11 protein-coding genes and 1 tRNA gene are annotated in these 11,884 nt (G+C 69.9%); 6 read left to right on the top strand and 6 right to left on the bottom strand.

Features of this window, described 5'->3' with window-relative positions; translation table 11 throughout:
- Positions 1 to 9: 9 nt before the first annotated feature.
- Complete coding sequence (locus ACQUQF_RS18600) at positions 10 to 654, top strand: helix-turn-helix domain-containing protein (protein WP_435180628.1); 645 nt, start codon at positions 10 to 12, stop codon at positions 652 to 654.
- A 36-nt stretch (positions 655 to 690) separates the two neighbouring features.
- On the opposite strand, the gene ACQUQF_RS18595 is transcribed toward ACQUQF_RS18600, so the two are convergent.
- The 3 genes from ACQUQF_RS18595 to ACQUQF_RS18585 all read right to left on the bottom strand — a co-directional run bounded on the left by ACQUQF_RS18595 (position 691) and on the right by ACQUQF_RS18585 (position 4,127).
- Positions 691 to 1,539, bottom strand: coding sequence for a mechanosensitive ion channel family protein (locus ACQUQF_RS18595; RefSeq protein ID WP_435180627.1), 849 nt, complete (start codon positions 1,537 to 1,539; stop codon positions 691 to 693).
- A 106-nt stretch (positions 1,540 to 1,645) separates the two neighbouring features.
- A complete protein-coding gene (locus tag ACQUQF_RS18590) occupies positions 1,646 to 2,683 on the bottom strand; it encodes a cytochrome d ubiquinol oxidase subunit II (RefSeq protein ID WP_435180626.1) in 1,038 nt (345 codons plus the stop codon).
- Complete coding sequence (locus ACQUQF_RS18585) at positions 2,676 to 4,127, bottom strand: cytochrome ubiquinol oxidase subunit I (protein WP_435180625.1); 1,452 nt, start codon at positions 4,125 to 4,127, stop codon at positions 2,676 to 2,678. Before ACQUQF_RS18585 ends, ACQUQF_RS18590 begins: the two co-directional genes overlap by 8 nt.
- Before the next feature lie 403 nt (positions 4,128 to 4,530).
- Here ACQUQF_RS18585 and ACQUQF_RS18580 point away from each other — a divergent pair, with 403 nt between their 5' ends.
- A complete protein-coding gene (locus ACQUQF_RS18580; protein WP_435180624.1) occupies positions 4,531 to 4,941 on the top strand; it encodes a ribbon-helix-helix protein, CopG family in 411 nt (136 codons plus the stop codon).
- Here ACQUQF_RS18580 and ACQUQF_RS18575 read toward each other — a convergent pair whose 3' ends face one another.
- Positions 4,942 to 5,397: a DUF5814 domain-containing protein gene (locus tag ACQUQF_RS18575; RefSeq protein ID WP_435180623.1), complete on the bottom strand. Its 456-nt coding sequence runs from the start codon at positions 5,395 to 5,397 to the stop codon at positions 4,942 to 4,944. It lies immediately after the preceding gene.
- 172 nt (positions 5,398 to 5,569) lie between these two features.
- Here ACQUQF_RS18575 and ACQUQF_RS18570 point away from each other — a divergent pair.
- Positions 5,570 to 5,642 (top strand) — tRNA-His (locus tag ACQUQF_RS18570).
- A 543-nt stretch (positions 5,643 to 6,185) separates the two neighbouring features.
- On the top strand, positions 6,186 to 8,009 hold the full coding sequence (locus ACQUQF_RS18565) for an ABC transporter substrate-binding protein (RefSeq protein WP_435180622.1): 1,824 nt from the start codon (positions 6,186 to 6,188) through the stop codon (positions 8,007 to 8,009).
- 29 nt (positions 8,010 to 8,038) lie between these two features.
- Here ACQUQF_RS18565 and ACQUQF_RS18560 read toward each other — a convergent pair whose 3' ends face one another.
- Positions 8,039 to 8,764, bottom strand: coding sequence for an SOS response-associated peptidase (locus tag ACQUQF_RS18560; RefSeq protein WP_435180621.1), 726 nt, complete (start codon positions 8,762 to 8,764; stop codon positions 8,039 to 8,041).
- A 1-nt stretch (position 8,765) separates the two neighbouring features.
- A complete protein-coding gene (locus ACQUQF_RS18555; RefSeq protein ID WP_435180620.1) occupies positions 8,766 to 9,953 on the bottom strand; it encodes a CBS domain-containing protein in 1,188 nt (395 codons plus the stop codon).
- A gap of 155 nt (positions 9,954 to 10,108) precedes the next feature.
- Here ACQUQF_RS18555 and ACQUQF_RS18550 point away from each other — a divergent pair, with 155 nt between their 5' ends.
- Entirely contained in the window at positions 10,109 to 11,320 is a 1,212-nt protein-coding gene (locus ACQUQF_RS18550; protein WP_435180619.1) for an RNA-guided endonuclease InsQ/TnpB family protein, read from the top strand.
- 114 nt (positions 11,321 to 11,434) lie between these two features.
- Entirely contained in the window at positions 11,435 to 11,809 is a 375-nt protein-coding gene (locus ACQUQF_RS18545; protein ID WP_435180618.1) for a cupin domain-containing protein, read from the top strand.
- The last annotated feature ends 75 nt before the right edge of the window (positions 11,810 to 11,884 follow it).

Here is an 11,884-nt window from a genome sequence, read left to right as displayed (position 1 = left end):
GTCGGGTCGATGCACGAGGCCGTGCTCGGAATCGACCACCCCGGCGCCTACGCCGAGGCCACGAGGAACACCGACACCACCGTCGAACTCTGGTGCAACGACCACTGCGACCTGCTCCACGTCAGCGGGGCCGGCGGCGGGGAGGTCCTCGCCCACGTGGAGGCGGCGGTCGGCGTCCGCGAGCGCATCGTCGAGGCCGACGAGCGACTGCTCATCACCGACGACTGCCTGAGGGACCGCGAGCCCGACAACATCGAGGGGGTGCTGGCCGACCACGGCTGCCTGCTGGTGCCGCCGCTCCGGTACGAGCGCGGCCTGAAGTGGTGCCGGGTGCTGGCGCTCGACCCGGCGAGCCTCACCGAGTTCTACCGGGACGTCGCGGCCGGGCACGACGTGACCGTCGAGTCCAAGCGCGAGGTCGAGTCGGTCGCGGCCGACCGGCCGCTGCTCACGCTCGACTCGGCGCTGCCCGACCTCTCGCCCCGCCAGCGCGAGGCGCTGGCGACCGCCACGGGCATGGGGTACTACCGGATTCCGCGCGACGCGACGACCGCCGAGGTCGCGGCCGAACTGGGCGTCGAGCGCCGCACCTTCGAGGAGCACCTCCGGCGCGCGGAGAACAAGCTGGTCCGGGCGCTGGTCGAGTACCTGTAGCGGGGGAAGGCCGAGGAGCCGGGCCGCCGCCCCGCGCTACCAGTTCTGCGGCAGGTCGATCCCCGCTTCGTTGAGCCGGCGGTTGACGCCCTCGAGGTACTGCGACCGGACGGTCACGAACGCCTCGCGCGAGGGCTTCTCGATCCAGAACCGGGCCTGCACGCCGGCGAGCGAGTTATCGAGCTCCACTACCCGGACGGTCGGCGTCGGGCGTTCGAGGACGTCGTCGTGGCTCCGCGCCTCGTCCACGAGGATGGACGCCGCCTCGCCGAGGTCGGCGTCGTCGCTCACGTGGAACGTGTGCGAGACCCGGCGGGGCGACTTCGCGACCGCGTTGACCACCGCGTTCGTCGCGAGCTGGGAGTTCGGCACGGTCAGCAGTTCGTTGTCGAAGGTCTGAACCCGCGTGACCCGGAAGCTGATGTCCTCGATGACGCCCTCCTTGTCCTGCCAGCGGATCCAGTCGCCGATGTTGAACTCCGGGTCGGTGACGATGAACGCGCCGCTGACCAGGTTCGAGGCGATGTCGCGGCTGGCGAAGCCGATAGCGACGGTGAGCGCCGCGGCGAACGTCGGCGGGAGCGACAGCAGGTAGCCGTAGTCCGCCACGTCCAGCGCGAGGCGGAGCGTCAGCAGGAGGATCGCGACGTGGACGATCTTCTGCACCGTACTCGCGGCGGTCCGCTGGACGGGCGAGTTCTCCAGCGCCCGCGCCACTGCGGGTTCGACGATCCGTTTGCCGAGTTCGTACAGCACCGCGAACACGGCGAGGAACACCACGACGTCCCAGAGCGCGCCGAGGTAGCCGTTCTCGGCGACGCCCGGAAGCTCGGGACCTTCGACCTGCTGGAGGACCGCGTCCGCGCCTCGCGTGACCCTCGTCACCCCCGGGAGGACGGCCGGCCCGCCCCTCAACGTTCCGGCCGGCGGCCCCTCCGGCGACCGCCGCCGCTTTCCCGGCGGGCGTCCGGGAGCGGCCCGACGGCGCGTCTCAGTACGCCTCCTCGGCGTCGATGGGGCCGCTGAACGCCGAGTACAGCACCGCGAAGTAGGTCAGCACCAGCGGGATCAGCACCGCGGCCCCGGCGGTCAGCAGTTCGACCGCGGGCGCGCCGATGATCGCCTCCTCGACGGTCAGCCCGGTCGCCGGTTCGATAGTCGGGTACAGCAGCGCCGCGACCAGCGCGACCAGCGCCGCGGTCAGGCCGCCCGCCGCCCCGAGCGCGAGGTAGGGGCGGTCCCGGCGGGCCGCGACGACGTAGCCGATCCCGAGCAGGACCGACCCGGCCACGAGCGCGACCGGAACCGGCGCCAGCAGCGCGTCTCGGACCCCGGACCGGAGCGCCAGCAGGCCGAGCGCGACCGCGACCAGCGCGAGGTAGGCCGCCGCCGCGCGGACGCCGACCGCGGGCATCGCCTCGCGGAGGCTCCCGGTGGTCTTCAGCCGGAGGAACGCCGCGCCCGACGCGACAGTGAGCGCGACCACGGCGAGGCCGACGACGACCGAGGCGAGCGCGATGCCGTCGGCGCCGAGCAGCCAGTTGCCGACGAACACCCCCAGCTGGAACGGCGCGCCGACGCTGCCGGCGACGAACGCCCGGCCCCACCACCGCCGCCACGCCTCGTCCTCGCGCTGCTCGTAGAACTCCGGGGCCGTCCCGCGGAGGATGAGCGCGCCGAGGACGCCGAACAACAGGAGGTAGTGGCGGCCGAACAGCGCGGCGTACGCCGGCGGGAACGCCGCGAACAGCCCGCCGCCGAAGACGACGAGCCAGACCTCGTTGCCGTCCCAGAACGGGCCGATGGCCGCGAGGCACTGCTCGCGGTCGCGGTGGTCGTCCCCGAGCGCGAAGATCGCCCCGACGCCGAAGTCCCAGCCGTCGAGGAACAGGAACACCGCGAGGAACCCGAACACGACGACGAACCAGAGGTCCGAGAGCGTGACCCCGAACCAGACGGTCTGGAGGGGCAGCGGGGGCGTCCGGGGAGGCGGACCGACCGCCGGAGCGAGCGCGACGAGGTCAGTCATCCTCGCTCACCTCCGCGGCGGCCGGTGCGATGCCGGGGTCGCGGGCGGTGTCGGGAAGGACGGCGTCCGTCTCGCCGTCGGTCTCCGGCCCGCGCCGGATCAGTCGCCCGACGACGTAGGTGTACAGCCCGAGCAGGACGAGGTAGCCCGCGACGAACCCCGCCAGCGTCAGGGTCGCCTCGGTCGCGGTGAGGCCGGGCGAGACGCCCTCGGTCGTCTTCATCACGCCCTGGATGACCCACGGCTGGCGGCCGACCTCGGTGACGATCCAGCCGAGTTCGACGCCGAGGAACCCCAGCACCGACGAGGCCATCAGCGCCTCGTGGAGCAGGCGGTCCTCGAACAGCTCGCCGGTTCGCCACCGGTAGCCCGCCCAGAGCGCCAGCACCACGAACCAGAACCCGAGCGCCACCATCGCCCGGAACGACCAGAAGACGATCGCGACCGGGGGCGAGCCCTCGAACTCGTTGAGCCCCGTTATCTCGGCGTGGGCGTTCCCGCCGGACGCGAGCCACGAGGCCCCGCCCGGAATCCCGATGCCGAAGATCTCCTTGGCACGCGGGTTCAGCAGGTCGTCGACGTCGGTCGGGAACGCGACGATGTACTCGGGCACGTAGCTGTCGGTCTCCCAGACCGCCTCCATCGCCGCGAACTTCTGGGGCTGGGTCTCGGCGACGTGGCGGCCGTACGCGTCGCCGTGGAGCACCTGGAGCGGCGCGGTGATCAGCAGGACGACCAGCGCGATCTTGAGGGTCGCCCGCCAGAACTCGGCGTCGAGGTTCCCCCCGTCGACCACGCCGAGGTGGTCGCGCCGGTAGACGTGGTAGGCCGCGACGCCGGCCATGAACAGCGCCACCGAGAGCACCGCCGCGTTCTGCATGTGGACGAACATCCACGGGAACCGGGGGTTGGCGTAGGCGGCGATGGGGTCGGTGAGCAGCACGGTGAGCTGGCCGCTCTCGCGGGCGAGTTCGTAGCCGCGGGGCGTCTGCATCCAGGAGTTGGCGATCAGGATCCAGACCGCCGACAGCCAGGTGCCGAGCCCGACCAGCACCGACGAGACGAGGTAGAGCCGGTCGGAGACCCGGTCGCGGCCGAAGACGAACACCCCGAGGAACGTCGCCTCGAGGAAGAACGCCATCATCCCCTCGATCGCCAGCGGGCCGCCGAACAGCTCGCCGGCGGCCGCCGAGAACGCCGCGAAGTTGGTGCCGAACTCGAACTCCAGCACCAGGCCGGTGACGGTGCCGACCGCGAAGCTCACGGCGAAGATCTTGGTCCAGAACCGCCGGAGCCGCGCGTAGAGGGCCTCGCCGGTCCGGACCTCCTTCCACGTGAAGTAGACCAGGAACGGCGCGAGCCCCATGCTCATCACGGGGAAGACGATGTGGACGACCGTGGTCACCGCGAACTGGAGCCGGCTCGCGGTCGCCGGGTCTATCACGCGACCACCTCCGAGGTCGGCGGGTCTGTGGGCCGAACGGGGAGCGGCCCGGTCCGGTCGCGGGGCGGACCGCGTCGGTCGACCGGAGGGCCGCGACGGTCGCGCGGCGGACCGCGTCGATTTCTTGGCGGGGTCAGTCGAGCGTGCGGGGAGCTACGCCGCTCGGGGGGCGTCATACGCGGCGGTAGGTCCCGGGTACTCAAGAGGGGGCCAGCCGGTTCCCGGCCGAACGAAATCGGGGTCGGACTCAAGTGCGTCGAGCGCGTAGCTCCGCGGTTGGACGTGCGGTGGGTCGGCGACCGTCCGGCCGACTGCCCGTCGGTCGGCCGGCGAACCGCCGGAGGTCGGCGCCGGTCCGGGCGCCTGCCAATCCTTAAGTAATCCGACGTGCGACGTATCACCAATGGGTAACAAGAACAAGACGATCTCCTTCCGGGTCAACGAGGACTCCTTCGAGACGCTCCGGGAGATCGCCGAGGAGCGGGACATCTCGCTGTCGGCGGTGTTCCGCGACTACGTGGACACGCTGGTGGCCCACGACGGTCGGGTCCAGGTCGTCCCGGAGAGCGAGATCGGCGAGGAGACCGACGGCGCGGAGTTCCCCCCGAAGGTCGAGGTGCCCAAGAGCTTTGTCCGCGAGCACGAGCGCCTCGAACTCGAGGCCGAGCACCTCCGCGAGCAGCTCCAGGAGTACAAGCAGTACGCGAGCCGCCTCCAGCAGAAGGTCGACGAGCGCGACGACGTCGAGGAGGTCGTCCACCTGGAGGACCTCGACGACGAGCTCGACACCGACGACACCTACCGCATCGGGTAGCTACCCGGACAGCGCCGACTTCTTCTCGCGGGCCTCGGCCGCCGCGTCCTCGTCGCCCTCCACCTCCGCGAGCTCCTCGACCGCCTCGAGCGTCCGGACCGAGTCGTCGAGGAACGAGAGGACGTCGCCGGGGTAGGCGTACACCATGTAGTCGTCGGTCATCACGTCGACGATGGCCTCCGGGCCGAGCCCCTGCTCGCGCAGCCGGAGGAGGTAGCGCATGAACTTCTTCTCGGCGCAGCCGCAGTAGGGGTTCGACTGACAGTCGCAGTCGAGGAAGTCCTCGGCGAAGTCGAGCACGCGCTCCTGGGTCGTGTCGTCGAGCTGCGCCAGGTTCTCGCCCTGGAACAGCACGTCGAGCGTCGCGCCCTTGAAGGCTCCCTTCGGGATGTTGGTCTCGAGCTGGGAGCCGATCTGGCGGTGGTTCTTGACGTAGATCTTGTCTGTGACGGCCACGCTTGGGCGTAGATTGGGCGCTGGCGCCCAAAAGCGTGTCGTCGCCGGGTCGCGGGAGCGTCGGTGCGGGGTGCCCCGCCGGGCGGCGGCGCTGCGTCGCCTGTGACCGCCTGCCAGTATCGCGCGGAGTCGTAACGTATTTTAATTCCTGGCGACTATCCCCACGTGCGTGTCCGGGTTGGGGTAGTGGACCATCCTTCAGCCTTGTGGAGGCTGAGACGCGGGTTCGATTCTCGCACCTGGACCTTCCATCGTTCTACACTTCTACAGCCGAGTCCAGTCCCCTCCGAAAGCTGTTAGCGAAGCTAACTGTTTTCCGATTGTTCGCCGAAACGCCGAGTTCAGCGACCGCAAACGCCGGCTCAGCCCGCAACTGAACCCGTCACAACCGCGACCTGCCGGCGGGAACACGGCCCATAACAAAGTCCGACCCCGTCATCAGGCGTAGATGCGCCCGACGGCTCGGGCGCAGAGCGTGCAAGGACGGCCACCCCGGCGTCGCCGGAGGCTCTGGTGGCGGGCTGGCCTCCCGCCGTCGTGTCACCAACCCTCCCGCGAAAGTTCTCGTTCCGGGGCGCCGTACAGTCTCGCTATCTCCTTTCGGTTCTCCGCGGTCGATTCGACGCGTCCCCCTCTCCGCTTCTCCCCCGACGACCGGCGCGCAGTCGACGGTCGACCCCGACGGCGGGCTCCTGTTGGCCATTCGAATCGAAACGTGACGTTTCCGAGCTCGCCGTCGAAAACTACCTTCGGGTTTCTTCCGGCGACGTTCCGTGCCACGATTGGCAATGGTTAGCACCAAGGACACGGAGCGGAGTGACGGCGACCTGTCCCGGAGGGGGTTCCTCCGGGCGACCGGGGCGGCGGGGACGGCGGTGGCGCTGGTGGGAACCGGGGCGGCCGAGACGGGCGACGGGGCGGCCGACCAGCAGACGACGACGCAGGGCCGGTCCGGCGGGACGCTGAAGCTCATCAACCAGTCGATGAGCACGCTCGACCCGGTGAAGGCCTCCGACACGGCGTCGGGCGAGGTGACGACCCAGCTCTACGACGGGCTGTTGAACTTCCCGGATGGCGAGGTGCCGGTGAAGCCGCTGATCGCGACGGGCGTCGAGGTGTCCGACGACTACACCACCTACACGTTCAACCTGAAGCAGGGGGTGCAGTTCCACAACGGGCAGGAGGTGACCGCGAGCGACGTGATCTACTCGTGGGAGCGGCTGGCGGCCTCGAAGAACTCCCGGGCGAAGGCGGACATCCTGACGTCGGTCGGCGTGGTCCACGAGACCGACAGCGAGGGCAAGTACGTCCCGAACTCGCTGGCGCTGGAGGCGGTCGACGACTACACGCTCCGGATGCAGATCGAACAGCCGTTCCACGCCACGATGCAGGTACTGGCCAACAACCAGTTCGCCGCGATTCCGGAGGGCATCGTCGGCGATATCAAGGGGTACGAGGGCCAGATGCCCTACCAGAAGTTCGCCACCTCGAACCCCGTCGGCGCGGGGCCGTTCACCTTCGAGACGTGGGAGAAGGACACCGAGGCGGCCGTCTCGGCGTTCGACAGCTACCACGGCACGGGGCCGCGGGTCGACCGGGTCCACTGGCAGATCATCACCTCAGCGAACGCCCGGTACACCTACGCGATGAACAAGAACGCCGACGCGTTCGAGATCCCCACCTCGAAGTACGACCAGTCGAAGGTCAGCATCGAGCGCACCGACGAGCAGGGGCGCGAGATCGGGACGTACGGTCCCGTCCGCAACGGGAAGACGCTGAACTACCTCTCGGTCGTGACCCAGAACGTCTTCTACATCGGGTTCAACATGCAGAACGTCGCCGAACCCGTCCGGAAGGCGACAGCGTACGCGCTGAACCAGCAGAACGTCATCGACACGATATTCAAGGGCCGGGGTCAGCCGGCGTACCACTACACGGCGCCGCCGACCTACCCCGGCGGACAGAAGGCCTACACGCAGCACGCGAAGCAGAACTACCCCTACGGGTACGACAAGACGATGCTCGGCAAGGCCCGGCAGGTGATGAAGGACGCCGGCTACGGCCCGAACAACCGCTACGAGTTCTCGCTGCTGGCCTACGAGTCGTCGAACGCGTGGGGCGACGTCGCGCGGATCCTCCGGGACAAGCTGGCGAGCGCGTACATCGACCTGCGCGTCGAGGTCGCGCCGTTCTCGACCCTGCTGAAGCGGGTGCGCGAGGGGAACACCGACGCGTTCACGCTGGGCTGGATCGTGCCGTGGGCCGCGCCCGACGCGTTCGTCAAGCACCTCAACCCGGCCACCTCGGACCCGTCGCTCGGCGCGCCCGAGTCGTACAACTTCTGGCCGCGGGACACCCAGACCGCCAAGCGGGCCATCAGGGCGTGGGAGAAGATCCAGAACAACTCGAAGCCGACGAAGCAGGCCCGCCAGGCCCGCCACGAGGCCGCGATCACGATGGAGGAGGCCAACTGGGAGGCGATGGCGAACCTCCCGGTGTACCACGAGAGCGAGGAGCGGTTCGCCTACCAGTGGGCCGACATCCCGAAGTTCGGGACCGCCGGGAGCTACAAGCAGAAGTACAACGAGGCGACGGTCGGCCGGCGGTCCTGACGCCGCGGCCCGGGGCTGCCGTCGCGCCCTCAGAACTCGTTGAGGCCGGTCTGGACGTCCTCCTCGGCCGGCACCTCCTCGATCAGGTCCGGCGAGTCGTTCGCCGGATCGCCGAGCGCCGAAGGCACCGGATAGGCCCGCATCTCCGGGGTCGGCGACGGGTCGAGCAGGTCGGCCAGCGCCTCGGGGTCGTCCTCGCAGAGCCAGCGACCCTCCTCGTCGCGGTCGAGCACGACCGGCATCCGGTGGTGGACCGGTTCGACCACGGCGTTCGGCTCGGTGGTGACGACGGTGAACGTCGCGCCGGCGTCGTCGGCGGTCCCGCCGTTCGCGCTCCGTCCGACCGCGTCGCTCGCGTCCGGTGCGGGCTCCCACAGGCCGGCGAGCGCGAACGGCTCGCGGTCCTCGCGCTCGACCCGGTAGGGCTGCTTGCCCGTGGGCGTCTCCTTCCAGTCGTAGAAGCCGTCCGCGAGCACCAGACACCGGCGCTCGGCGAACGCGTCCCGGAAGCTGGGCTTCTCCGTCAGCGTCTCGGCCCGGGCGTTGTGGTGACCCGACGACGGCGAGGCGTCGGCCCACCGCGGGACGAGCCCCCAGGTCGGGAACCGGACGGCGTCGGGGTCGTCGTTCCGGACGACCGCGTGGTCCTGACCCGGCGCCACGTTGTACCGGGGTTCTGGCTCGCGGACCGGGTCGGCGTCGAACCGCTCGGCGAGGAGCCCGGGCGGCGCGAACAGCGAGAGCCTGCCGCACATGCTATCGGGAGGGGCGCTCGGCCTCGCCCACGGGCTGTTCGGTCGGGGTGATCCGGTCGGCCCGACCGCTCTTCTGGATGATGTCGAAGGCGGTCACCAGGTCGGTCCGGGAGACCAGCCCCGTGAGTTCACCGTCGGCGTCGATGACCAGCAGGCGGCCGACGCCGTGCTGCTGGATCTTCTCGAACGCCGACATCGCGTCGTCGGACGCCGGGATCGTCTTGAGGTCGCGGCTCATCACGTCGGCGACGGTGTAGGCGTCGCGCTCGACCTCCGACACCTGGCGGGCGTCCTCCAGCGTCACCATCCCGACGAGTTCGCCGTCGTCGACGACCGGGTAGCCGGTGTGGCGCTGGCGGAACATCGTCTCCATCAGGTCGGCGACCGACATGTCCGGGTCGACCGTCTCGAGGTCCTCCGCGGACGTCATCACGTCCCGGACCCGCACGTCCTGGAACGCCGCGTTCATCACGGTCTGCTGGGCCTCGCTGGTCGCGCCGATGTAGATGAAGAACGCGATGCCGATCAGCAGCCAGTTGCCGCCGAACAGGCCGAACAGGCCGAGCAGGATGGCGAACAGCTTGCCCACCTCGGCGGCGGTCTGGGTGGCCTTCGCGAACGACCGGTTCCGGGCCAGCAGCGACCGGAGCACCCGGCCGCCGTCCATCGGAAAGCCGGGCAGGAGGTTGAACGCCGCCAGCGCGACGTTCATCAGCGCGAGGTAGCCGAAGAGGAACCGGACCGTCGGGAGCCCGTCGGGGACCGCGAACAGCGCCAGGTAGGAGACGACGCCCAGCAGGACGCTGACGACGGGCCCGGCGATGGCGATGGCGAACTCCTGGCGCCAGTCCTCGGGCTGCTCGGTCAGCTGGGCGATGCCGCCGAAGATCCACAGCGTGATGGAGTCGATGGGGAAGCCGTAGCGCATGGCGACCAGCGAGTGGCCGAGCTCGTGGAGCACGACCCCCGCGAACAGCCCGATGGCGGCGACCGCCCCGAGTATCAGCTCGAGGTTGCCCGCGGTGAGCGCGGCCCGGTCCAGGTTCGGCTCCAGGAACAGGTTGAGGCTGTCGACCCAGGTGCCGACCTGCGTGCCGATGAGCCACGCGAACAGCGGCAGAACGAGCAGGAACGTCAGGTCGAGTTTGATGGGGATGCCGAACGCCCGCCCGACCGTGAAGCTTCTCATGCGTGTGGGTAGCCGTGGCAGGCTCTTAACAGTAGGGCCGCGAGGCGAGCGGCGTCGTTCGCGACCGCGTTTCGAAGCGCCGACAGCCGGATTAACTTAGGCCTTGCGGCCAAGTCAAAGTATTCAAGAGGCCCCCTGAGACACAGACGTACAACGTGGCAGACACCGAATATTGCAGACGGACGGCAGTGACGGGACTCTCCGTGTCTCCGACGGACGCCACACGCCTCCGCGAGCTGGTCGAGGAGTGGAAGCGGGGTTGCCAGCTCGCGGTCAACGAGGCCTGGGGTGTCTGTCACACGAGGAGCGAGGTCCAGCAGCTCGCGTACGACCGCCTTCGCGACGAGACCGCCCTCGGCAGCCAGCACGCCGTGCTGGCGACCCACCGCGCGGCCGAGGCCATCAAGCGCAGCCGCCGCCACGACGGGGACAGGCCCGAGTTCACGAACCCCACCGTCGCGTTCGACACCCGGACGATGACGGTGTTCGACGACCGGACGGTCAGTCTCACCACGACCGGCGAGCGCGTCCGGTGCGACCTCGACCTCCCCGCGGACGGCGGCTACCAGTCGCGGTACCTCGACGACGAGGACTGGGAGCCGGCCAAGAGCACCCTCCACTACCGCGACGGGGAGTTCACCTTCCACCTGGGGTTCCGACGGCCCAGCCCCGCGGTCGACCCGCCGACCGAGGGCGCGACGGTGCTCGGCGTCGACCTCGGCGTCGAGAACCTCGCGGTCACGAGCACCGCCCGGTTCTTCGACGCGGGCGAGCTCAACCACCGCCGCGAGGAGTTCGAGCGCGTCCGGGCGTCGCTGGAGGCCACCGGCACCCGGAGCGCGGCCCGGACCCTCCGGCAGGCCGGCGACCGGCTCGACCGGTTCGTCCGCCAGCGGCTCCACGAGGTCGCCAGCGGCATCGTCGCCGAGGCCGAGGAGTACGGCTGCGAGCTCGTCGCCTTCGGCCAGCTGAGCGAGGTCCGCGAGCTGGACCCCGACGCCGGCCCGCTCCACGAGTGGCTGTTCGAGCGACTCCTCTCGTTCGTGGAGTACCGGGCGGCCGAGCGCGGCATCGCGGTCGTGGAGGTCAACCCCGAGTACACCAGCCAGCGGTGCATGGAGTGCGGGTTCACCCACCCGCAGAACCGCGACCTCGAGCGCCGCCAGTTCGAGTGCCTGAAGTGCGGCGCGTCGGCCCACGACGACTACAACGCCGCCAAGAACATCGCGTTCCGGTGCGTGCGCCGCGGCCCCCTCTCGTCGCGGGGGCTCGGCGCCGCGGCCTGCGCGCTCCGGTCGGGCGTGGTGACGCCCGACGACGGGTTCACCCCCTACGCGGAGCTGTCGGAGGCGCCGAAGTCCGACTGAGTCGCCGACTCCACGGTTCTGCCGCGCCTGCCACTCGATCTGTCGTTTCGGCGCGACGTCTCGGGTCCGTCGCCGCGACGCAGCTTTTTACGACTCCCGCGCATACGTCCGCTCATGAGTCAGCAAGCCAAGCCGCTGGTTCGCCGGAGCGACGACGTCGAGTACGAGGACGTGGGCGCGGCCGACGGGATGCGGAAGGGGGTGCTCATCGACGAGAGCCGGGGCGCCCCGAACTTCGCCATCCGGCGGTTCGAGCTCGACCCCGGCGCCGAGGTGCCCGAGCACACCAACGAAGTCGAACACGAGCAGTACGTCCTTGAAGGCGAGTACACGGTGGGTATCGACGGCGAGGAGTACACCGTCAGCGAGGGCGACTCGCTGCTCATCCCCGCGGGCGTCGTCCACTGGTACCGCAACGAGAGCGACGAGCCCGGCGCGTTCCTCTGCGCCGTGCCGAACGGCGACGACGAGATAGAACTGGTGGAGTAGAGGACGCCAGCTTTCGAGGGCGTCGTTCGGCTTAGAACGCCGTTCTGTCGTCTCGATACCGTGTCGGTCGGACTC

The sequence above is a fragment of the Halorussus sp. AFM4 genome, from assembly GCF_051194995.1.
In the GTDB taxonomy this organism is placed as follows: Archaea; Halobacteriota; Halobacteria; order Halobacteriales; family Haladaptataceae; genus Halorussus.
Note: the sequence above shows the minus strand (reverse complement) of the source record. Positions and strands in the feature narration are given on the sequence as shown.